The sequence below is a fragment of the Bradyrhizobium sp. TM239 genome (assembly GCF_036247985.1).
Lineage (GTDB): Bacteria > Pseudomonadota > Alphaproteobacteria > Rhizobiales > Xanthobacteraceae > Bradyrhizobium > Bradyrhizobium ottawaense.
Window position 1 is genome coordinate 276,710 of sequence record NZ_BTIR01000013.1, and the last position, 22,234, is coordinate 298,943.

Below are 22,234 nucleotides of genomic sequence, written 5' to 3' on the forward strand. Positions count from 1 at the left end.
TTTGCCGGGTGGGATATGACATTTGCTTCAGACGTTTTGAAACTGCTTCGCCTCGATTCCTCGGGTGACAAGCAGAATCTCGTGATTCGCTCCGCTGGCGGCGGCGGCAAGGCGGCTGAATATTCCTTTGGCATCGAGGAGGAATACTTCCTGGCCGATCGGCGCAGCTTCGAGGTCGCGATCCAGACTCCGAACGAGCTGTTCGAATCGGCGAACTGGTCGACCGGCGGCCAGGCGATGCGCGAGATGCTGCAATCCCAGCTCGAGGTCGCCACCAACGTCCACGTCGACGTCAACGACGCCCGCGAAGAGCTTCGCTTCCTGCGGCGCGAAGTCGCCAACGTCGCCGCGCAATATGGTTTCGTGATCATGGCCTGCGGCACGCACCCGACCGCGGTCTGGCGCATGTCGCAGCCGAGCCCGAAACCCCGCTATGAGGAGATGATCGAGGATCTGCGCAGCATTGGCCATCGCAACATGATGTGCGGCATGCATGTGCACGTCCAGCTGCCCGATCCCGAGAAGCGCATGGCGGTGATGCGGGCGATGCTGCCGCATCTGCCGCTGTTCATCGCGCTGTCCGCGTCCTCCCCGTTCTGGAATTCGCACAAGACCGGACTGAAGGGCTACCGGCTCGCCGCCTATTCCGAGCTGCCGCGCACCGGCCTGCCCGAACTGTTCGAGAGCAGGCAGGATTACGACGATTATGTCGGCGCGTTGCAGCGCTCCGGCGTCATTCCCGACGAGAGCCACATCTGGTGGGCGATGCGGCCCTCGATGCGGCATCCGACCCTCGAGCTTCGGGCGCCCGATACCTGCACCTTCGTCGACGACGCCGTCGCGATCGCCTCGCTCTATCGCTGCCTGACGCGCCACCTCTATCTGCGCCCGGAGCTGTCCAAAGGGGTCACGGCGGTCGAACGCGCGATTGCGGTGGAGAACAAATGGCGCGCCCAGCGCTACGGCACCGATTGCATCTTCGCCTCCAGAGACGGACCGGTCACGATCTCGGAGATGCTCTCCCGGATCATCGACGACACCGCCGAGGACGCCGACGCACTGGGCTGCGCCGCCGAGATCGAGCATTGCCGCGCCATTGTGGACCGCGGCAGCTCGGCCGAATTCCAGCTTCGCGCCTATCGCGAAAACGGCGACGACATCGCAGCCGTGTCACGATGGATCGCTACATCGACGATCTCGGGGACGAGCGCGCCCATCGGGCGCAGTGCTCCAGCGCCGTCATAGCGCCCGCGCAAGCTTCGCGGACGAGAACATCATCTCTGGATTTGATACGCTGCAGGGGAATACATGACTGACATCGCCTGGTGCGCCGGTTGCGGCCACAGCCTGGTCCCGATCCTGTCCGAGAACGGCCGCGCGCGGCCAAGCTGCTTCTGGTGCGAGGGCGTCGATTCGCGGACCATGGAGATGGCAAAGTGGGCGGACAGCCCGGCCGGCAAGCCGGATCGGGCCGCGCCTCACGCTCTTGATTGAGCCGCCCTCTGCGTCAAGCCCGCGCCACCACGCGCGGCCGGAACACGGAATCGACGGTCGGGGAAAGAGCCGCGACCGGCTTTCGCGTCGGCCGGCGCCGCGGGATGAAGAAATTGTTCACGAGGATCGGCTCGTGATCACCGAGCGCGGTCCTCTCCTTCACGAGCAGGCTCATGACCGAGCGCATCTTGATGACTTCCTGCGCCACAAAGCTGCAGTCCTCATTGCGATTGATCTGCTCATGCATGATCGCTTCAGCTTCGCGCATGCTGACGCGGAGCGCTCTGATGGTTCTGCGAATTTCGTTGATACGGTTGTCCATGGCTGCCTCCATCTCGGTCGCAGCATAAGAACAAAACATGAACAATCTGTCAATCACCGCCTGCCCGGTCGCGACGTTTTCGCTAAATCCCGAAGGCGCCAACGGGCCGATCCGGCACCGCCGCCGCTGCACGCGCACTCGCGCCTGCCGACAAATTAGACAGCGCCCTCGCTACGCCGAAAGCGCGCGTCCCTGGTAGGCGCCCGACCCATCAGAACAAGCCGTCGATCTAACCCTCCGTGCAGCCACCGGATTTTTCCCGAACGGGCACGCGGGCATCGCGGCGCCAGTCCCGCTTGCTCCTTCGCAAACCAACTGGCCCAAAATTCGCAATGACATTGCAAGCGAAGCAACGGCGCAGAGCGGAGAACGTCATGAACGTGCATGCTGCGGGCGATCTCAGGACGACCGGCCTCACCCATCCGAATGGCGCGCCGCTCCGCCTCAACACGCAGGACTTCGTCGCAATCGATCGCGACCGGAATGCGAAGTTCGAGGCGACCTATCGCCCCCAAGCGCTCTACAATCGCGCCAACGAAGGCTTTCACGCCAACAACGAGACGTTCCTGCTGCACGAAGTCGCGACCAATCTGCCGATCTACCGTCCCGACACCGGTCCCACCGACTTCCATCTGCATCTTCCGCCCGGCGGCTTTCAGCTCGTGCTTGTCACCTCGGGCGCTTTCACCTTCGACTATGACGGGCGCTTCTATCATGTCGGCCCCGGCGCGGTGATGCTGCAAAGCGCGATCGTGCATCGCCAGCTGTTCTACACCTGGTCGGGCCTGACGACCGAAGAGAATTTGAAGACGCCGCAGACGGTGGTGCCGGACCCGGTCTCGATGGGCTATTCGGGCAAATTCCTCGAAGCCTTCATCACCGATCCCACCACCTTTCCGAATCCCACCATCGTCGGTCCCGATCAGATCAACGAAGCCGAAACGCCGCGCGTGGCCTGGAGCCATCCGCTGCACGATCGCCCGGCCCATGCCGGCTTCTGGCTTCAGGATCCGCTGGCGCTGGATGCACTGTTCAAGCCGCTCAGCGACGGCTCGATCAAATCGGCGCTGCCGGTTTACGTACGCGATCTCGGCATCGAGGCACCGAGCGGCCAGCTCGTCACCGGCCACATCATCGCAACCGATCCGCGCGGCCGGTCGCTTCTGCCGAAGAGCACGTCGGCATCCGCGGACGCCGCCTCGTTCGCCAAGGGCGAGGTCGCGATCTATCGCGTCATTCGCGGCACGGCCGAATTCAGCAACAAGGCAGGCGAGGCCTTCGAGCTCGCCGCCGGCGACGTCGTGACCGCGGGCAAGAGCTCGATCAGCCTCATTGCGGTCGGCGAGAACACGCAGGTGCTCCGGCTCGGCCTACTCAAGGGCATCGACAACCTTCGCAGCTGGACACCGACGCAGCGCGACGAGATCGACGGTCTGGCCGGCCAGATCATCACGCGGAAGGACATGCGTCCCCTGCGGACCGAAGGCAAGCCGGTCGGGTATTTGTACGACTGAGCGTAGAGTTGGCTATTCCGGGACCCGGCGCCCCGGAAAGGTCAGACAGGCATTGATATCGACAGCCATCCTGTTGCGGTGCGCCTTGTTCAAGAGCGCGTCTCGCTCTGCACCGGGTTCAAGGCGCGCGGCCTGTTCGCGCAGTCTCAGCGCATCGGCCGCAAGACGCTCGGCAAGTGAACCCGCCTGACGGATGCGGCTGCGATTCTCTGTCATGACAAATGTCCTTGCGGTGCGTCGGGAGAGTCGAGGTCGATCAAGCCTGTGCATTTTTAGGGCGCAGGACCGGCGGGACCGCGCCGTCGAGCCAATCCTCAGTTTCCGCGAGAGCGAGCCAGGCATCGCCCATTCGCCTGTACCGCTTGCGCGCCGCGTCGCTGGGAGCGGTGCCTTCCAGGGTCAGACAGCGTCCGGCATTCTCCCGAAGATCCCCGGACCGGCTCACCCGGATCTCCGTGCCGCTCGCGGGATCGGCAGAAGTCTGCCAGGAGTTTCGGCACACAGAACACCGCCATTGATAGACGAACTTGCCTGTGGGCAAGTAGGTCGAGTGCACCGGGGCCGCAGCGAGCCGCCCGCACACGGCGCAGCCGACCGTCGCTTGCGCCGCGGTCATTTCGCCGTCGTCCTGAACCACTTTCGCGCTCCAGCGGCGTTCGAACTTGCGGCAAAGATGCAGGGGATATTGCAAAACGTTCAATGCGCGCCTCCTGTTTCGGCGGGAGCGCTGTAACGTCTCTCGGCCACTAGCGCCTGTCGTGTATCGTGCTAGCGATCCATTCAATGTGGGGTCTCGATCGCCATTCACCAGAGCGCGGCGCCGAAAATACGCTCCCGGCATCCGGCCCGTGGCCATACCCCGACCACACTTCACGCGCCGATGAACGATGCTCGTGCGGGGCTTCCGTTTAAGCGACAGTCTTCCTGCCGTACCAATCCCGTAGGAATTGGAACATATCGCGGCCTCTCCTGTTGCGTCTACCCATGGATGCATGCGTCCCCGAGATCAGGCCATGGGCGTACGCTCCCTTTCTTCTCTTCCAATATCTTCATCGAAAGTTTTCAAATGCGCATACTGAGGAAACGTTCGCCATCTCTGGCGGCTATGAGCCTTCGCGTTCTTGCAGAATATCCGGTAGCGTCCGCGATTGCCGCGACTGTCGCCTTGATGGCCACGGCTGCGGTCGTCAATCGAAAGCTCGCCGACAAGGCTCAACGCGAGAACCCGCCGCAGGGACGCTTCATCGACATCGACGGTGTTCGCCTGCACTATGTGGAGCGCGGATCGGGCCGCCCGCTGGTCTTGCTTCACGGCAATGGCAGCATGATCCAGGATTTCGAATCGAGTGGTCTGATCGATCTCGCCGCCAAGGACTATCGCGTCATCGTGTTCGATCGTCCGGGCTTCGGCCACAGCCTGAGGCCGAGAAACGTCGTATGGACCCCTGCGGCCCAGGCCGACCTCTTCAGGGATGCGCTCGCGCACCTTGGGGTCGAAAAGGCGATCGTGCTCGGGCATTCCTGGGGGGCGTCGGTCGCGATTGCCTTGGCAGGCAGGCACCCCGCAATGGTCGAGGCGTTGATTCTGGCGTCGGGGTACTATTTCCCGACCGCCCGCACCGACGCGATGATGGCGATGGCCGGGCCGGCGATACCTGGATTCGGCGATATCCTCAGCCACACGATTTCCCCGATCGTCAGCCGTCTGATGTGGCCGTCGATGCTCCGTCAGCTCTTCGAGCCGCGATCCGTCCCTCAAAAATTCGATGGTTTTCCGAAATCACTGGCCGTGCGTCCATCGCAGCTTCGTGCCGCTGCCGCCGAGGCAGCGCTGATGGTCCCTGCTGCGATGCTGTCGGCGAAGACCTACGGCGAACTGGCCATGCCGGTCACCATCCTCGCCGGCGAACAGGATCGCCTCATCGACATCGACGAACAGTCCGGTCGCCTCCATGAGGAAATCAGGCACAGCAAGATGCGACGCGTCGCGAGAGCGGGTCATATGATCCAACAGTCGGATACGGCCGATTTGATGGCCGCAATCGACGAAGCCGCGGCCGAAACGCTGCATTGATTTGAGAGTGTATCAAGCTGTCGGAAAGGAACGACCATGGCCCCGAAAATCAACGAGCGGACCTGCCCGGCGTGCAGCGGAACGGGCTTTCCTCTGTCCATGAAGGCGGCTTCGCCGGGCCGCAAAGTCTACCCGGTCAAATGCGAGGTCTGCGAAGGCAAGGGAAAGATTACCGAAACCGAGTGAAGTGACCTTCGTGAGTAAGGCCTACTCCGCGGCCTGGCGCACGTGGCGCGCGGTCGGGGTGCGCATGGTGACGAGCTCTTCGGCCGCGGTCGGATGCAGCGCGATGGTCGCGTCGAAATCGGCCTTGGTCGCCTTCATCTTCACCGCGATGGCGACGGCTTGCGTGATCTCGGCGGCGGCATCGCCGACGATGTGGCAGCCGAGCACGCGGTCGGTCGAGCCATCGACGACGAGCTTCATCAGCACGCGGGTGTCGCGGCCCGACATCGTCGCCTTGATCGGGCGGAACGAGGTCTTGTAGATGTCGACGTGACTGAACTGCGCGCGCGCCTCGGTTTCCGTCAGACCAACCGTGCCGACCTCCGGCTGCGAGAACACAGCGGTCGGGATGTTGGCGTGGTCGACCTTCACCTCGCGCTTGCCGAACACGGTGTCGGCGAAAGCGTGGCCTTCGCGGATCGCGACCGGCGTCAGGTTGAAGCGATGGGTGACGTCGCCGATCGCATAGATGCTGTCGACCGAGCTCCTGGAGAAATGGTCGACCGCGATGCCGCCATTGTTCGGGTTGATGGCGACGCCGGCATTCTCAAGGCCGAGATTGGCCACCGCCGGATGGCGGCCGATCGCGAACATCACCTGCTCCGAGGCGATGCTCGATCCGTTCGACAGATGCGTGGTGAACTCCTCGCCGTGGCGATCGACCTTGTTCACCGTGCAGCCGGTGAGAATGGTGATGCCCTGCTTCTCCATCTCGGCACGAACGTGGGTGCGAACATCCTCGTCAAACCCGCGAAGGATGTTGTCGCCGCGATAGATCACGGTGACGTCGGAGCCGAAGCCGGCGAAGATTCCGGCGAATTCCAGCGCGATGTAGCCACCGCCCTGGATCACGATCCGCTTCGGCAGCTTTTTCAGGTGGAACGCCTCGTTGGAGGAGATCACGTGCTCGATGCCGGGAATCGCGGCGCCGTGGTTGGGCGCGCCGCCGGTGGCGATCAGGATGTATTTTGCGGTGATCTTGCGGTCGTTTTCGAGCAGGCGGACGGTGTGCTTGTCCTCGATCACCGCCCGGCTCTTGACGATCTGCGCGCCGGACTTCTCGACATTGGCGGTGTAGGCCGCCTCCAGCCGCGCGATCTCCTTGTCCTTATTGGCGATCAGCGTCGGCCAGTCGAAGCTGGCGGGCGGAACGGTCCAGCCGAAACCTGCGGCGTCCTCGAGCTCGTGGCGAAAATGCGAGCCGATCACGAACAGCTTCTTCGGCACGCAGCCGCGGATCACGCAGGTCCCGCCCATGCGGTACTCTTCCGCGATCGTCACCCGGGCGCCGTAACCGGCCGCGATGCGGGCGGCACGCACGCCGCCCGAACCACCACCGATGACGAAGAGGTCGACGTCGAATTCAGCCATTGTCCACTCCGACCCCTGTCAGGAATTACTGATCAGATAGTGTCTGTCAGATCTCCTTGCCACGCTTGCGCATCTCGGCGCGGAAGGCCCCCATCACGGTCTCGGAGAAGTTCTGGGCCCAGGAGTTCATGAAGGCCATGCTGAGGCCGATCGCGCGCGGCTCGGCGTCGATCAGCTTCTTGCCCAGCGGCGACTTGTAGAAGGCGACGAGATCCTTCAATTCCTGCTCGGTGAACTCGCTGGCATAGATCTGCGCCATGCCGTCACCAATCTCGTTCTGGCGGCCGTTGAGCTGCTGGGCGACGACGCCGGCAACCTCGTTGAGATCCTTCTGGTAGTTGAGATTCTGCTGGATCAGCGCGATCTTGGTCTTCTCGACCAGGCCCGGCACCGCGCCTTGATACATTGCGGTGGCATTCTTGATCTGCAGAATTTCCTTGGCCGCCGCGACCGCCGCCGGCGTGGCCTTCGGCTGGGCGGGTGCGGCGCCAGCCTTCGGCGCCGCCTGCTGCGCGGCGGCCGGGACGACCGAGAGGGCCAGTCCCACAGCGAGGGTCGCAGCCGGCAAAAATTTCAAAACGCTCTTCATTCCTAGTCTCCTTTCGGCTTACGCCGTTCAATCACGCGAATTCCCTCGCCGCCCGCCAGAACAGCCGAGCTGGCCAAGCCGATGAACAACCCGTGCTCGACCACGCCGGGGATCGCGCTCAACGCGCTGGCGAGGCCGGCAGGATCCCCGATCTGTCCGAGCTGGGCATCGACGATCCAGTGGCCGCCGTCGGTGACGAAAACGTGGCCGTCCTTGTCCCCGCCCTTGGCCTTGCGGACCGCCATTTGCCCGGAAACGCCGCACTCGGCAAATGCCTTCTCGATCGCCCGTCGCGTCGCGCCGAGCCCGAACGGGATGACCTCGATCGGCAGCGGAAATTTGCCGAGCGTCGGCACCCATTTGGTGTCATCGGCAATCACGATCATGCGATCCGAGGCCGCTGCCACGATCTTCTCGCGCAGCAGCGCGCCGCCGCCGCCCTTGATCAGGTTGAGCGCGGGATCGATTTCGTCGGCGCCGTCGATGGTGATGTCGAGATGGTCGATCTCGTCGAGCGTGGTCAGCGGCACGCCGCACCGCGTCGCATCGAGGCGAGTCGTCTCGGAGGTCGGCACGCCGATCACCTTGAGCCCGGCGGCGACGCGCTCGCCGAGCAGCTCGACGAAATGCTTGGCCGTCGAGCCGGTGCCGAGCCCGAGTTGCATGCCGTCCCGCACCTCCTCGAGCGCGCGCGCCGCGGCCTGTCGCTTCAACTGGTCCATATTCACCTTTGCGCCCGCCTTTGAAGTCCCGAACGTGCCGCCGATCGTGGCCGCTTTCGGCGGCCTATGTAGCCTCGTTTTCCGCCGGAGAACAGGGTCTGGGGAACCAGGCTATAAGCTGATCTTATGGCGCCGCCCCTTGCACTGACCTGACCGGGCCGGTAGCGCTTGGCCCATGACCTCCCCTCACACCATCGTCTTCGATCTCGACGGCACGCTTGTGGATACGGCGCCCGACCTGATCACCGCGCTGAACCACGTGCTCGACCGCGAAGGGCTGCCGCCCGTGCCGATGGCCTCGGCCCGCAACATGATCGGCGCCGGCGCCCGCAAGCTGCTCGAGCGGGGGCTGGAGGCCGAGGGCCGCAGCGTCACCCCCGCCGACATGGACCGGATGACTGCGGATTTCATCGCCTATTATGCCGAGCATATCGCGGTCGAATCCCGCCCCTTCGAGGGGCTCGAGGCCGCGCTGGACCATTTTTCGGCGCAAGGCCATCGCCTCGCCGTCTGCACCAACAAGCTGGAATGGCTGTCCAAGCGCCTTCTGGACCAGCTCGACCTCAGTCGCCGCTTCGCGGCGATCTGCGGCGCGGACACCTTTGGCGTCCAGAAGCCCGACCCGACCATCTTTCGTGAAACGGTGGCGCGCGCCGGCGGAGCGGTCAAAGCCAGCATCATGGTCGGCGATGCCGGAACCGATGTCGGGGTGGCTCGCCGGGCCGGGGTGCCGGTCATCGGGGTCAGCTTCGGCTATACGGACGTACCGATCGCCGAGCTGAAGCCGGACCGGCTGATCCATCACATGCGCGACCTGCCGGCTGCCGTCACCAGCCTGATGACGGTATGACGTCACCAAGGCACTGATATCGCTTCTGTATTCCGAGAAACCCCGCATTGACCATTGATTGACTATGCGCAGCGCGCCGGTTGCCTGCCCCAGACGACACTCCTAAGGTCCGCGCGGGGTTATGTGGCGGTTCGTCGCAGTTGAAGTGGATGGGTCATGCGTCGTGTCATCGCGGCTGCGTTAGCCGGAGCGAGTCTATTGGGAGCGGCAAGTCTTGGTGGCTGCTCCTCGATGTCCTGGGACGGGTTCAAATCGGCCCCACCGACAATCCAGGTCCGAATCGAATCCAACCCGCCCGGTGCCGACGCCACCACCTCGCTCGGGCCGGGCTGCAAGACACCCTGCTCCATCTCGGTTCCCGCACCCGAGGCCCCATTTACGGTCGCTTTCGCGCTGCCCAAGTACCAGCCGGCGAGCGTCGCGGTGAACGTGATCAGAAATCCCGGGGATTTCACCACCCCCGCCTCGGTGACCACCGACCCGAATCCGGTGTTTGCGGAACTCCAGCCGGCCACCCCGCCGAAACCGGTTCGCAAGCCTCACCGGCCGAGGAAGCCCAAACCCGCCGCAGCCGCGCCTGCTGCGGCACCGGCTGAAGCCGCACCGGCCGCGGGCTCGCCATTCCCCGATCCGAACGCCGGCAGGCGCTGATCTATGTATACCACCCGATTGTCCTCGTCGCGTCCGATGCTTAGATTGGGTCCCGAGCACCGCTGAAGCAAAGGTGCGCCCGTCGCCGTAAGTGACAAGGCCTTTTCCATGAACGGATCCACTGCGCTGTCGACCCCGATGACCGATCCGTTCGGGCGGACCATCTCGTACCTGCGCGTCTCCGTCACCGATCGCTGCGACCTGCGCTGCTTCTACTGCATGTCGGAAGACATGACGTTCCTGCCCAAGGCGAACCTGTTGACGCTGGAGGAACTCGACCGGCTCTGCTCGGCCTTCATCGCCAAGGGCGTCAAGAAGCTGCGGCTCACCGGCGGCGAGCCGCTGGTCCGGCGCAACGTGATGACGCTGGTGCGCTCGCTGTCGCGGCATCTTTCGAGCGGCGCCCTGAACGAGCTGACGCTGACCACCAACGGCACCCAGCTTGCGAAACACGCAAGCGAGCTCGCCGATTGCGGCGTCCGCCGCATCAACGTCTCGCTCGATACGCTCGATCCCAAGAAGTTTCGCGAGATCACCCGCTGGGGTGAGATCGACAAGGTGCTGGAAGGCATCGAGGCCGCGCGCGCCGCGGGACTTGCCGTGAAGATCAACGCGGTGGCGCTGAAGAACCTCAACGAGGACGAGCTGCCTTCGCTGATGCGCTGGGCTCACAGCAAGGGCATGGACCTGACTCTGATCGAGGTCATGCCGATGGGCGAGATCGGATCGGGACGGATCGACCAGTACCTGCCGCTGTCGCTGGTTCGCGCGCGCCTCGCCCAGCAATTCACGCTGACGGATCTGGCGGAGAGCACCGGCGGCCCGGCGCGCTATGTCAGCATCGCCGAGACCGGCGGCAAGCTCGGCTTCATCACGCCGATGACGCATAATTTCTGTGAATCCTGCAACCGGGTTCGCATTACCTGCACGGGAACGCTGCACACCTGCCTCGGCCACGAGGATGCCTCGGATTTGCGCAAACCTCTGCGTGCATCCGACGACGACATGCTGCTTGCGGATGCGATCGACCGCGCCATCGGGCTGAAGCCCAAGGGCCACGATTTCATCATCGACCGTCGGCACGACCGTCCCAGCGTCTCCAGGCACATGAGCGTCACCGGCGGCTGACACCATCGGCCGCGGCCTTGTTCCCCTGAACTACCAACAATCTTCCAATTGACTGGCGCCACGGTCGCTGGTCTGGTGCGACGTCCTCATGCCTGCGCGGCAAGACCAGCCACGCGCCAATTCGGCGCAGTCAAGCCGGCCGGGGCACAATCGGGGAGGATCTATGCAAGCGCTCCTGAAGCTGAGTCGAGGGATCGACGCGTTCACACGCTGGACGGGCAAACGCCTGGCGTGGCTGATCGTGGCCGCCGTCATCATCTCGGCGGTCAATGCGATCGTCCGCAAGACGTTCGACACGTCGTCCAATTCATGGCTCGAGCTGCAATGGGTGCTGTTCAGCATCGTTTTCCTGTTCTGCTCGCCCTGGACGCTGCTCGACAACGAGCACATCCGCATCGACATCGTGAACAACGCGTTGCCGAAGACTGTGCGCAACGTGATCGACGTGGTCGGTCACCTGTTCTTCCTCATTCCGCTCTGCATCGTCATGATCGTCACCGGCGTCCCGTTCTTCCAGCGTTCGTTCCAGATCAACGAGCAATCCGGCAATGCCGGCGGCCTGCCGCAATGGCCCGCCAAATCCCTGATCATGATCGGGTTCGCTTTGCTGCTTGTTCAAGGCATCTCCGAGCTGATCAAGCGGATCGCGGTCATGCGCGGATTGATCCCGGACCCGCATGAATCCCAGGTCTCGGCGCTGGAGGCGGAAGTCGAGCATCTCGTCGAAGCGATCGAGAAAAAGTAGCCGCTGGCGCCGGTGTAGGGGGACTCATGACCGCGTTTATCATCGCCAATATGGCGCCAATCATGTTCGCGTCGCTGGTCGTCGTGCTGCTGCTCGGCTATCCTGCGGCATTCTCGCTCGGCGCAGTCGGCCTGTTCTACGCCATCATCGGCGTCGAGCTCGGCCAATTCCACCCCGACTTCCTCCAGGCCCTTCCCGAGCGCGTCTACGGCGTGATGAACAACGACACGTTGCTCGCCATCCCGTTCTTCACCTTCATGGGACTGGTGCTGGAGCGGTCGGGCATGGCCGAGGACCTACTCGACACCATCGGCCAATTGTTCGGCACCATCCGCGGCGGACTCGCCTACGCGGTGGTGTTCGTCGGCGCGCTTCTGGCCGCGACGACCGGCGTGGTCGCGGCGTCCGTGATCTCGATGGGACTGATTTCGCTGCCCATCATGCTGCGCTACGGCTACGACCGGCGCGTGGCGACGGGCATCATCGCCGCTTCGGGCACGCTCGCGCAAATCATTCCGCCCTCGCTCGTCCTGATCGTGATGGCAGACCAGCTCGGCAAGTCCGTCGGCGACATGTACGAGGGCGCCTTCATCCCGGGCCTCGTGCTCGCGGGCCTCTACGCCGTCTACGCCTTCCTTGTCAGCATGATCTTCCCGAACGCCGCGCCCGGCCTGCCGAAGGAAGCCATCGGCTTCCGCGAGGAGAGTGGCGACCGCGGCCTCCGCTCGCTCGGTGTGCTCTTCATCGCGAGCTGCGTGTTCGGCTGGTTCATGATGCGCCATTCGGAGACGCACGGCGCCGATTACGTCGTGCTCAGCATGTTCTACGGCATCATCTTCGCGTTCGCCGTCGCCGTGCTGAACTGGGTCGTCGACAAGCTCACCGGCTTCCGTTTCCTCTCGAAGATGGCCCAGCAGACCACCTTCGTGATGGTGCCGCCGCTGTTCCTGATCTTCCTGGTTCTCGGCACGATCTTCATTGGTATCGCGACCCCGACTGAAGGCGGCGCGATGGGTGCCGCCGGCGCCCTCATCCTCGGTGCCGCGAAGCGGCGGCTGAGCTGGGACCTGATCCGGCAAGCCACGGAATCGACCGCCAAGCTGTCGGCCTTCGTCGTGTTCATCCTGGTCGGCGCCCGCGTGTTCTCGCTGACCTTTTACGGCGTCAACGGGCACGTCTGGGTCGAGCATCTGCTCACCTCCCTGCCCGGCGGCCAGGTCGGCTTCCTGATCTTCGTCAACGCGTTCGTGTTCGTGCTGGCCTTCTTCCTCGACTTCTTCGAACTGGCCTTCATTGTGATCCCGCTGCTCGGACCTGCCGCCGAGCATCTCGGCATCGACCTGATCTGGTTCGGCGTCATTCTCGGCGTCAACATGCAGACCTCGTTCATGCATCCGCCGTTCGGCTTCGCGCTGTTCTATCTCCGGTCGGTCGCCCCGAAGGACCGATACACCGACCGCGTCACCGGCAAGCGGATGGACCCCGTCACCACCGGCCAGATCTATTGGGGCGCGGTGCCATTCGTCGTCATCCAGATCATCATGGTCGCTCTGGTGATCGCGTTCCCGTCGATGGTGATGCACTACAAGGGCGTCCAGTCGACCATCGACCCCAGCACGATCAAGATCGAGGTGCCGCAGATCGAGCTGCCGCCGCTGGATCTCGGGCCGCCGCAAAAGTAGCGGACGAGCGCGCGATCGGCCTCTTGCCCCGAGCAGTGCGCTTTTGCGCACGATCGTGTCCGCATCGTCATGGCCGGGCTCTTGTGAACGTTCGAATGCGATCACTCGGCCTTGGAGGGTGAAGGCGTCAGCTCACTCCCCGCCAGCCGAAACCGCAGCGTGAACTCCGCGCCGCCGCCGGTGAGGTTCGCCACCGCGACTGTAGCCGCGTGATCGTCCGCCACGGCGCGCACGATCGACAGGCCGAGGCCCGCGCCGTCGCTGCGCCGGCGGTCGGCGCGCCAGAAGCGCTGGAAGATCAGCTCGCGCTCGGCCTCCGCGATCCCCGGGCCGCAATCGCGCACGCGCACCGAACCGTCCTCGCACACCTCGACGTCGACGGTGGTGTCCTTTGCCGTGAACTTGATGGCGTTTTCGGCGAGGTTGAAGATCGCGCGCTGGAGCATCTCCGCATTGCCGTGGATCGAGACCGGCGCGTCGGTGCCCCGGAGCGCGATGTCCTTGTGCTGGGCGATCGCGAACGGGGCGATCGAAGCAACCACTTCGGCGCAGACGGCGCGCAAATCCGCGGTCTCGCGGGGATCGAGCACCAGGGTGTCGAGCTCGGCGATCTCCAGCAGCTGGGCGACGAGGCGGCTCATGGTTTCGATGTCGGCATGCAGCGCCTGCCGTGCCGCCCCATCGTCGAGCGTCTCGATCCGCGTGCGCAGGATCGCGAGCGGCGTGCGCAATTGATGCGCGGCATCCGCCGTGAACTGCCGCTGCACCCGAAAGCCGCCTTCGAGGCGGTCGAGCGCCTGGTTGACGGCGGTGACGAGCGGCAGGATCTCGCGCGGGATCTGCTCCGTCGGCAGGCGGATGTCGGTGCGCGCCGGGCCGATATTGCTGGCCTCCTCGGAGGCCTTCCACAGCGGCGCGATCGCGCGGCGGAAGATGATGATGTCGGTGGCGAGCAGGATCAGCAGGATAGGGATGGTGATCCATCCCACGCGCCGGAAGAAGTTCGAGACGATGTCGTCGATGATGACGTCGCGGTGCGCAAGGTCCTCGGCGACCTGGATGCGCACCGTCTTGCCGTCGACCTCGCGGGTGACGGCGGCGCCGGAAATGGTCTCCGACGAGCGCGGTGCAGCGGCGGCGGCGGAGCGCCGATGCGAGGAGAACAGCAACCGGCCCTCGGCATCGCGAATGTCGTACTGATAGCGGCCATACGCTTCCGAATAGAGGCCCTTGAGACTGTCGGGCAGATTGAACGTCAACAGGCCGTCCGGCCGCGCGACGATGCGCTCCGCCAGCACCTCGGCCTGGGCGCGCATGGCATCGCGATGCAGTTGGTCGATCTCGGAATTGAGCAGCCAGAACAGCACCAGCGGCAGGAAGATCGCGACCACCGCGACCGCCAGGATGTGCAGGAACACGATGCGCCAGATCAGCGATTTGAACGTCGGCGACCTGCCATAGGACCCGGCATAGGATCCGACGCTGGATCCGAGCTGGGCCACGCTATTTCTCCACGTCCATGAGATAGCCGACCCCGCGGATGGTATGGATCACGACCTTGGCGCCGTGTTCAGCGAGCTGCTTGCGCAGCCGCGAGACATAGACCTCGACCGCGTTGGAGGCGACCTCGCCGTCCAGCCCGAAGATGTGATCCTCGACGTTCTTCTTCGGCACGACCCGCCCCTGCCGGCGCAGCAAAATCTCCAGCACCGAGGTCTCGCGCGCGGAGATGATCCGCGGCTGGTCGTCGACGAAGATCTGGCGGCTCTCGGTGTCGTAGACGAGATTGGCGAGACTGAGCGAGCGGCCGAGCAATTGGCCCGGCCGGCGCAGGATCGCCTCCAGCCGCGCCACCAGTTCCTCCATTGCGAACGGCTTGGCGAGATAGTCGTCGGCGCCGCTGCGCAGGCCGCTGACGCGGTCCTGCAGGCCGCCGCGTGCGGTCAGCACCAGCACGGGGAGCGGCTCCATCTTGAGGCGCAGCTCGCGCAGCACCGACAGGCCGTCGCCGTCGGGCAGCCCAAGATCGAGGATCATCGCAGCGTAGCTGACGCTGCTCACCGCCTCGCGCGCCTCGGCCGCGCTGCCGACGATGTCGCTTTGATAGCCGGCCGCCGCCAGGCCGGCGGCAACCAGCCGCGAGAGCTCGGCATTGTCCTCGACGATCAGAAGGCGCATCGCATATCCGCCGGGTACTCAGGTCACCGCACGGCTCGCGCGGCATCTTCGCTCTCTTCCACCATTCCGGCCGGCTCGGCCAGCGAAAAGTAAGGCGAAGAACGGGGCGGCTCATTGTCAGCTCGGTGTAAGCCGACGGACACGCCCGTCATTCCCGCTGGACGGTGCCGCGCAGAGAGCGGGAGCTTCTAGCTCCGCCCCTCGAAATAGGTGCAGAGCAGGCTCGTCTCCTTTGGTGCTATCGATTTCCGAAAGAGCCGGCACTTGGAATGGCGGTCTTTGCTCTCTCCACTCTCGACCAGGAACACGCATTGATTGCAGACGTCGGTGTGATGACGGCGCTCGGCAACATCGAGCCCGACCAGCACGCGGCGAAGCGTATCGCGCAGCTGAGATCGATCGGAGCCTTCGAGTGCCACGATCTGGTCCCGCAGGGCATTGATCGGATCTTGCTTGAGGAACTTCTCGCCTTCAGCTGTGAGACAGAGCGTGATCGAGCGCTTGTCGTCCGCAGACGGCTTACGGACCAGCAATCCTTTGTCCAGGAGCGCGGCGGTAATCTGAGATGCGCCGCCGCGGGTCGTCCCCAGAAAGCCGGCGAGAGCCGTCGGCGTCCTCGAAAGTCTGTTTGCAAGAGCGAGAAAGCGTAAGGCCATCCATTCGCGATCGCTCAGGCCCGAACGACTGCCTTCAAAGAGCCAACTGCCCGCCGATTGCACGAGGAGTTGTACGATTTCAGTTGCCACGCTCATTGATAGATGCCCACGGGAAACGGCCGTCCGGCACCTCGATCAAAGAGCGAGGTGACGCCGCATTTGGTGAATGCTGAATTTGGGTCGGGACTGGTTGGATCCGGTATATCGTACCGTGAAGTCCGGACGGCGCGGAAAGACGCCTAAGGCCGCGACTCCAGCCCGATTGCAAGAGCCCGATAGCCTGATCGTTCCGCAAAAGGAACACCGCAAGACTACGTATCGCGTTCATGTCAAGATTACGGGCGCCCAACTGCGGTGCGCAGAACAAACTTCGCCCGCCTCTGACGGGCTCATCGTCCTCTCCAAATCGGGCAGCGAAACAAATTTCGGATTATTCGACGCTCGTATCCTGTCACTGTTTTGCCGGGAGAAGGCACGGTGCCGTCGAGTCGCCCGAGCCGTTGATTCCTTCACAACTGACCAAGCCGTTCGCTACTGTGCATGGGGTTGTCTTTCGATTTCTAAGTCGAATGCCCCAAGACGCGCAAGAAAACGCCCCGGGGGCCTTCGCTCCGGGGCGCTGCATCCAACTGGTGACGCGATCAGCTCTGCGAGCGCCGCGCCATGAAGATGTCGTAGCCGACCTCGGCGACCTGGAACCAGGCGTAGCCGTCGCTCGTGAACTTGGCGAGGGAGTCGTGCACCTTCTTGAAATTGGCGTTGGTCGCGCCGACTTCGGCATGCAGCTCCTTGGCGGCCTTGTGGCAGGCATCCATGATCGACGGCGAGAAGGCGTGCAGCTTGGCGCCGCCCGCGAGCAGCTTCTTCAGCGCCAGCGGATTGGCGGTGTCGTAGCGCGCCATCATGTAGTTGTTGGCGTAGTGGCCGGCCTGCTCCAGCACGCTCTGGTAATATTTCGGCAGCGCGTTCCACTTGTCGAGGTTGACGAAGGCCAGCAGCATCGGCCCACCCTCCCACCAGCCGGGATAGTAGTAGTGCGGCGCGATCTTGTAGAAGCCGAGCTTTTCGTCGTCATAGGGGCCGACCCATTCGGCGGCATCGATGGTGCCCTTCTCCAGCGCGGGATAGATGTCGCCGCCGGCGAGCTGCTGCGGCACCACGCCGAGCTTCTGGAGCACGCGGCCGGCAAAGCCGCCGATGCGGAATTTCATGCCCTTGAGATCGTCGGGTGCGTTGACCTCTTTCCTGAACCAGCCGCCCATCTGGCAGCCGGTGTTGCCCGCGAGCAATGAGACGACGTTGTAGCTCTTGTAGAATTCGTTGAGCACGTCGCGCCCGCCGCCCTGCATGTACCAGGCTTGGTTGATGCGCATGTTGGGGCCGAACGGCACGGCCGAGCCGAAGGTGAAGGTCGGATCCTTGCCGAAATAGTAGTAGGACGCGGTGTGGCCGATTTCGCAGGTGCCGTTCTGAACGGCGTCGAGCACCTGGAGGCCCGGCACGATCTCGCCGGCCGCGAAGATCTGGATCTGGAATTTGTTGTCGGTCGCCTCGGCGACCATCTTGCACATCATCTCGGCGCCACCAAACAGCGTGTCGAGCGATTTCGGCCAGCTCGTCGGCATGCGCCATTTGATTTCCGGCATCGACTGCGCGATCGCGGGCGCCGCGAGCGTGGCGGCGCCGGCCGCACCAAGTCCTGTGACCTTGATGAAGTCTCTTCTCTTCATGATTTCCTGCCCTGATGTACCAGTGATTGTGAGCCTTCTTGCCGAGGCTTGGCGCCACCATGACGCAAGCCGCCGCCCAATTCCATCCCGATCGCACTGCGGCAAAGAAAAAGCCCGGCCTCCAATGGAGGCCGGGCTTTCCGGTCTTTGCGACTTTAGGTCTAGGCGATCAGCCGCGCGTGCGCGAGCGGATCATGAAGCTGTCGTAGGTATATTCGGCAACCTGCCACCACAGATATTCGTCGGAGCGGTAGGCCTGCATGGCGTCGATCGACTTCTTGAAGTCGGGGTTCTTGGCCGAGATCTCCGCCCAGAGCTCGTTGGTCGCCTTGAGGCAGGCTTCCAGCACCTCGTTGGTGAAGGGACGAAGCTGGGTGCCGCCGGCAACCAGTCGCTTCAGCGCCGCCGGGTTCTGCATGTCGTAACGCGCCGCCATCCAGGTGTTGGCATTGGTCATCGCGTTGGTGAGGATCGCCTGGTAGTTCTTCGGCAGCGAATTCCACTTATCCAGATTGGCGAAGGCGTGGACGGTCGGACCGCCTTCCCAGAAGCCCGGATAGTAGTAGTACTTGGCGACCTTGGCGAAGCCGAGCTTCTCGTCATCGTAGGGGCCGACCCACTCGGCGGCGTCGATGGTGCCCTTTTCGAGCGCCGGATAGATGTCGCCGCCGGCGAGCTGCTGCGGCACCACGCCGACCTTCTGGAGCACCTGGCCGGCGATGCCGCCGATGCGCATCTTGAGGCCGGAGAGGTCGGCAACGGTCTTGATCTCCTTGCGGAACCAGCCGCCCATCTGGGTGCCGGTGTTGCCGCAGGGGAAGCCGATCACGTTCGACTTCTTGAAGAACTCGTTGCCGAGCTCCATGCCGCCGCCCTGGTACCACCAGGAGTTCTGCTGGCGCGCGTTGAGGCCGAACGGCACCGAGGCGTAGATCGCGAAGGTCGGATCCTTGCCGACATAGTAGTACGAGACGGTGTGGCACATCTCGACGGTGCCGTTGGAGGTCGCATCGAGCGCCTGGAGGGCCGGAACGATCTCGCCGCCGGCGAACACCTGGATCTGGAATTTGTTGTCGGTCATCTCGGCGACGTACTTCGCCAACTGCTCGGCACCGCCATAGATGGTATCGAGCGACTTCGGGAAGCTCGAAGTCAAGCGCCACTTCACCTCGGGCGAGGACTGCGCGATCGCCGGCGAGGCCACCGCGGTTGCCGCCGCGCCTGCCGCCGACACTTTCAGAAAATCACGACGCTTCATCTTCAGGTCTCTCCTTGCTGGGGCGTTTCCCCTTAACTTCTCTTCTTGCCGCCGCTCATTCCGGCGACGCGTTAGGGCCGCGTCGAACCGAAGGGGCTTGACTGCCGTGGGCCTTTACCACGGAAGCCCCGCTTGCGGAACGCGACAATGGCATGACGGGGCTCTACGAAAGTCGCATGTCCTCCAAAAGGACGAGGGAGGCGTGCCGCGGGCGGCCGGCTCAGGCCGCCGCGATGACGCCCTTGAGCTGGTCGCGGACCTGCCCTGCAATGGCGCGGTAGATCGCCGCATGGGGACCGTCCGGCTCGCTGTCGACGACGGGATTGCCGGCATCCGAGGTGGCGCGAATCGCCATGTGCAGCGGGATCTCGCCGAGGAAGGGGACCTCGAGCTTCTCGGCCTCGTGCCGCGCGCCGCCATGACCGAAAATGTCCGACCGCGTGCCGCAATGCGGGCACTGGAAGTAGCTCATGTTCTCGACGATACCGAGCACGGGCACGTTGACCTTCTTGAACATGGCAAGCCCCCGCCGCGCATCGATCAAGGACAGGTCCTGCGGGGTCGAGACGATCACCGCGCCCTTCAGCGGCACGTTCTGCGCCAGCGTGAGCTGGGCATCGCCGGTGCCCGGCGGCATGTCGACGACCAGCACGTCGAGCTTGCCCCATTCGACGTCGCGCAGCATCTGCGTCACCGCCGACATCACCATGGGACCGCGCCAGATCATCGCGGTCTCTTCCTCGACCAGGAAGCCGATCGACATGATGGCGAGACCGAAGCGCCGAAGCGGAATCATTTTTCGCTCGTCGTTCAGCTCCGGCTTGTCGTGCAGGCCGGTCAGCCGTGGCACCGAGGGGCCGTAGATGTCGGCATCGAGCAGCCCGACCTTGAGGCCGAGGTCGCGCAGGCCCAGAGCCAGGTTCAGCGCGGTGGTCGACTTGCCGACGCCGCCCTTGCCGGAGGCGACCGCGATCACGGCGGCAACGCCGGGGATTTCCGACTGCCGCGCCATCGGCGACCCGCCGCCCTGCGGCGGCTTGTGGGCATGGACCGGCTGCACGCCGGGCGTGCCGCGGCTGGGTTGCGGGGGTGGCGGCGGCGCGGAGCCCGGCTTGCGCTCGGCGGTCAGCGCCACCATGACGGTGGTGACGCCGGGAATGGTGCGCACAGCGGCCTCCGCTTCGGCTCGGATGGACTCCCAGGCCCTCGCCTCCGCGGCATCGACATTGATCGAGAAGAACACCTTGCCGTCGGACGCGCTGATCGCGCTCAGCACGTTGGCATTGGTGAGCGCGACCCCGCGGGGAGATTTGATCCTGGCGAGGCTGTCGAGAACCTGTTGCTGCGTCACGCTCAAAGCGCATCTCCTGAACGGAGCATGATCCGGAGCCGGAGGACGGCGCCAGCGCAAGGCGTGGCGCGGCTTTCCGGCAAGGTCATGCTCGAGACTCTAGGATGCCCCATTAGAGCGGAAACGCCCAAAAGGCTACTGCCTGCCGATATCGTCGGCCTTCTCGGCGGGCGCCGCCCCCTGCTCCCTGGCGGCCTCGTAATTCAGCTCGATCATGACCCCGTTGGGATCGTTGACGAAGATCTGCCAGAGGTCGCCGCCGGGCACCTGGCGGGACTCGAACTTCATCTCCTTGGACGCCAGCCGCCGCTTCATGCCGTCAAAGCCGCGACTGACGAAGGCGACATGATGGACAACGCCGGAATCCGGCTTTTGTGGCTCGGGGGTCGCAGAAATATCGACGAGATGCACCACCGCCTTGCCCTCGCTGTACATCCAGGCGCCGGGGAAGGCGAAATTCGGCCGGGCGCCTTTTTCGAGGCCCAGCACATCCTCGTAGAAGCGGACGGTCTCGGCCAGATTCCGGGTCCGGATGTTGAAATGATCGAGGACGCCAACGCTCACGCCGCCCATGCTTTCGCTCCCTTTTTTGAAGTCCTTGGTCCCGCCATCCTAGCACAGGGGGCCGCCAAACGAAGCCGTTGCCCTCCCGGCTTAACGGTTTATGGTGCGCCTCCGATCCGCCCTCGCGGCGGAACTTGGAGGACGCCGCCCTGGCGCCCTCGCCCGGCTGCAACCGTAAAACTCAAGCTACGGACAAGGTACCACACATGGCTAAAGTCGCTTTCCTCGGTCTCGGCGTCATGGGCTATCCCATGGCCGGACACCTCGTGAAAAAAGGGGGCCACGAGGTCACCGTCTACAACCGCACCGCGGCCAAGGCGAAGGAATGGGCGGACAAGTTCGGCGGCAAGACCGCACCGACCCCGAAGGCCGCCGCCGAAGGTCAGGATTTCGTGATGTGCTGCGTCGGTAACGACAACGATCTGCGCGCGGTCACGATCGGCGCCGACGGCGCGTTTGCCGGCATGAAGAAGGGTGCGACCTTCGTCGACCATACCACCGCCTCCGCCGAAGTCGCGCGTGAGCTGGACGCGGCCGCGACCAAGGCCGGCTTCAAGTTCATCGACGCGCCGGTCTCCGGCGGCCAGGCCGGCGCCGAGAACGGCGTTCTGACGGTGATGTGCGGCGGCGCGCAGGACGCCTATGCCGGCGCCGAGCCGATCATCACAGGCGCCTATGCGCGGATGTGCAAACTGCTCGGGCCCGCCGGAAGCGGCCAGCTGACGAAGATGGTCAACCAGATCTGCATCGCGGGCCTGGTGCAGGGTCTGTCCGAAGGTATCCACTTCGCCAAGAAGAGCGGCCTCGACGTCGCCGCAGTGATCGAGACCATCTCCAAGGGCGCGGCGCAATCCTGGCAGATGGAAAATCGCTACAAGACCATGAACGAGGACAAGTACGATTTCGGCTTCGCGGTCGAATGGATGCGCAAGGACCTCTCGATCTCGCTGGCTGAAGCCCGCCGCAACGGCGCCAACCTGCCTGTCACCGCGCTGGTCGATCAGTTCTATTCCGAGGTCGAGAAGATGGGCGGCAAGCGCTGGGATACGTCGAGCCTGCTGGCGCGCCTACAGCGCTGAGGAGCGTGTCGACGGTCGCTGCCGGGCAGCTGCGACCGTCCCCGGCCTTGA

24 protein-coding genes are annotated in these 22,234 nt (G+C 64.2%); 11 read left to right on the plus strand and 13 right to left on the minus strand.

The window, feature by feature from the left end:
* The first annotated feature begins 15 nt into the window (after positions 1-15).
* Together AABA84_RS23870 and AABA84_RS23875 are read left to right on the plus strand one after the other, a co-directional pair.
* The gene (locus tag AABA84_RS23870; RefSeq protein WP_338313391.1) at positions 16-1,245 is read left to right on the plus strand and encodes a carboxylate-amine ligase; all 1,230 of its coding nucleotides are present in this window, start codon (positions 16-18) and stop codon (positions 1,243-1,245) included.
* 63 nt (positions 1,246-1,308) lie between these two features.
* Positions 1,309-1,494: a hypothetical protein gene (locus AABA84_RS23875; RefSeq protein WP_338313393.1), complete on the plus strand. Its 186-nt coding sequence runs from the start codon at positions 1,309-1,311 to the stop codon at positions 1,492-1,494.
* Positions 1,495-1,507: 13 nt separating this feature from the next.
* Here AABA84_RS23875 and AABA84_RS23880 read toward each other — a convergent pair whose 3' ends face one another.
* The gene (locus AABA84_RS23880; protein ID WP_445083422.1) at positions 1,508-1,954 is read right to left on the minus strand and encodes a hypothetical protein; all 447 of its coding nucleotides are present in this window, start codon (positions 1,952-1,954) and stop codon (positions 1,508-1,510) included.
* Positions 1,955-2,190: 236 nt separating this feature from the next.
* Here AABA84_RS23880 and AABA84_RS23885 point away from each other — a divergent pair, with 236 nt between their 5' ends.
* A complete protein-coding gene (locus tag AABA84_RS23885; RefSeq protein ID WP_338313394.1) occupies positions 2,191-3,330 on the plus strand; it encodes a hypothetical protein in 1,140 nt (379 codons plus the stop codon).
* Between the two features lie 12 nt (positions 3,331-3,342).
* Here the strand turns inward: AABA84_RS23885 and AABA84_RS23890 are convergent, their stop codons facing one another.
* Both AABA84_RS23890 and AABA84_RS23895 read right to left on the minus strand, forming a co-directional pair.
* A complete protein-coding gene (locus tag AABA84_RS23890; RefSeq protein WP_212246736.1) occupies positions 3,343-3,546 on the minus strand; it encodes a hypothetical protein in 204 nt (67 codons plus the stop codon).
* 40 nt (positions 3,547-3,586) lie between these two features.
* Positions 3,587-4,030, minus strand: a complete 444-nt coding sequence (locus AABA84_RS23895) for a hypothetical protein (RefSeq protein WP_246550095.1) — start codon at positions 4,028-4,030, stop codon at positions 3,587-3,589.
* Positions 4,031-4,396: 366 nt separating this feature from the next.
* Here AABA84_RS23895 and AABA84_RS23900 point away from each other — a divergent pair, with 366 nt between their 5' ends.
* Positions 4,397-5,404 (plus strand): alpha/beta fold hydrolase, encoded by a 1,008-nt coding sequence (locus tag AABA84_RS23900; protein ID WP_212246738.1) that lies wholly within the window; start codon positions 4,397-4,399, stop codon positions 5,402-5,404.
* A 36-nt stretch (positions 5,405-5,440) separates the two neighbouring features.
* On the plus strand, positions 5,441-5,590 hold the full coding sequence (locus tag AABA84_RS23905; protein WP_338307170.1) for a hypothetical protein: 150 nt from the start codon (positions 5,441-5,443) through the stop codon (positions 5,588-5,590).
* Between the two features lie 21 nt (positions 5,591-5,611).
* Here AABA84_RS23905 and gor read toward each other — a convergent pair whose 3' ends face one another.
* From gor to rpiA, 3 genes are read right to left on the minus strand one after another with little or no spacing between them, the layout of a single operon-like run.
* Positions 5,612-7,000, minus strand: a complete 1,389-nt coding sequence (gene gor, locus AABA84_RS23910) for a glutathione-disulfide reductase (RefSeq protein WP_338313397.1) — start codon at positions 6,998-7,000, stop codon at positions 5,612-5,614.
* Between the two features lie 46 nt (positions 7,001-7,046).
* Positions 7,047-7,589: a DUF2059 domain-containing protein gene (locus AABA84_RS23915; protein ID WP_212246745.1), complete on the minus strand. Its 543-nt coding sequence runs from the start codon at positions 7,587-7,589 to the stop codon at positions 7,047-7,049.
* A gap of 2 nt (positions 7,590-7,591) precedes the next feature.
* Positions 7,592-8,317, minus strand: a complete 726-nt coding sequence (gene rpiA / locus AABA84_RS23920) for a ribose-5-phosphate isomerase RpiA (protein WP_338307173.1) — start codon at positions 8,315-8,317, stop codon at positions 7,592-7,594.
* 169 nt (positions 8,318-8,486) lie between these two features.
* Here rpiA and AABA84_RS23925 point away from each other — a divergent pair, with 169 nt between their 5' ends.
* From AABA84_RS23925 to AABA84_RS23945, 5 genes are all read left to right on the plus strand, one after another.
* Positions 8,487-9,161, plus strand: coding sequence for an HAD family hydrolase (locus tag AABA84_RS23925; protein ID WP_212246749.1), 675 nt, complete (start codon positions 8,487-8,489; stop codon positions 9,159-9,161).
* Between the two features lie 156 nt (positions 9,162-9,317).
* Positions 9,318-9,812 carry a hypothetical protein gene (locus tag AABA84_RS23930; RefSeq protein ID WP_338313398.1) on the plus strand — a complete coding sequence of 165 codons (495 nt, stop codon included), beginning with the start codon at positions 9,318-9,320 and terminating at the stop codon, positions 9,810-9,812.
* A gap of 108 nt (positions 9,813-9,920) precedes the next feature.
* The gene (moaA, locus tag AABA84_RS23935; RefSeq protein WP_212246759.1) at positions 9,921-10,940 is read left to right on the plus strand and encodes a GTP 3',8-cyclase MoaA; all 1,020 of its coding nucleotides are present in this window, start codon (positions 9,921-9,923) and stop codon (positions 10,938-10,940) included.
* A gap of 163 nt (positions 10,941-11,103) precedes the next feature.
* Positions 11,104-11,685: a TRAP transporter small permease subunit gene (locus AABA84_RS23940; protein WP_212246761.1), complete on the plus strand. Its 582-nt coding sequence runs from the start codon at positions 11,104-11,106 to the stop codon at positions 11,683-11,685.
* 26 nt (positions 11,686-11,711) lie between these two features.
* Positions 11,712-13,367 carry a TRAP transporter large permease gene (locus AABA84_RS23945; RefSeq protein WP_212246763.1) on the plus strand — a complete coding sequence of 552 codons (1,656 nt, stop codon included), beginning with the start codon at positions 11,712-11,714 and terminating at the stop codon, positions 13,365-13,367.
* Positions 13,368-13,468: 101 nt separating this feature from the next.
* Here the strand turns inward: AABA84_RS23945 and AABA84_RS23950 are convergent, their stop codons facing one another.
* The 7 genes from AABA84_RS23950 to AABA84_RS23980 form a co-directional block, all read right to left on the minus strand.
* Positions 13,469-14,869, minus strand: coding sequence for a sensor histidine kinase (locus AABA84_RS23950; protein WP_338313399.1), 1,401 nt, complete (start codon positions 14,867-14,869; stop codon positions 13,469-13,471).
* A 1-nt stretch (position 14,870) separates the two neighbouring features.
* Positions 14,871-15,545, minus strand: a complete 675-nt coding sequence (locus AABA84_RS23955) for a response regulator (RefSeq protein ID WP_097659014.1) — start codon at positions 15,543-15,545, stop codon at positions 14,871-14,873.
* 188 nt (positions 15,546-15,733) lie between these two features.
* A complete protein-coding gene (locus AABA84_RS23960) occupies positions 15,734-16,297 on the minus strand; it encodes a MarR family winged helix-turn-helix transcriptional regulator (protein ID WP_338313400.1) in 564 nt (187 codons plus the stop codon).
* Positions 16,298-16,842: 545 nt separating this feature from the next.
* Complete coding sequence (locus AABA84_RS23965) at positions 16,843-17,931, minus strand: TRAP transporter substrate-binding protein (protein WP_028145308.1); 1,089 nt, start codon at positions 17,929-17,931, stop codon at positions 16,843-16,845.
* Between the two features lie 169 nt (positions 17,932-18,100).
* Positions 18,101-19,189 (minus strand): TRAP transporter substrate-binding protein, encoded by a 1,089-nt coding sequence (locus tag AABA84_RS23970; RefSeq protein ID WP_038971001.1) that lies wholly within the window; start codon positions 19,187-19,189, stop codon positions 18,101-18,103.
* 220 nt (positions 19,190-19,409) lie between these two features.
* A complete protein-coding gene (locus AABA84_RS23975; RefSeq protein ID WP_338307177.1) occupies positions 19,410-20,546 on the minus strand; it encodes an Mrp/NBP35 family ATP-binding protein in 1,137 nt (378 codons plus the stop codon).
* Positions 20,547-20,675: 129 nt separating this feature from the next.
* Positions 20,676-21,113: a VOC family protein gene (locus AABA84_RS23980; RefSeq protein ID WP_338313401.1), complete on the minus strand. Its 438-nt coding sequence runs from the start codon at positions 21,111-21,113 to the stop codon at positions 20,676-20,678.
* Between the two features lie 197 nt (positions 21,114-21,310).
* On the opposite strand from AABA84_RS23980, the gene AABA84_RS23985 reads away from it, so the two are divergent.
* Entirely contained in the window at positions 21,311-22,183 is an 873-nt protein-coding gene (locus AABA84_RS23985) for an NAD(P)-dependent oxidoreductase (RefSeq protein WP_338313403.1), read from the plus strand.
* Positions 22,184-22,234: the final 51 nt, after the last annotated feature.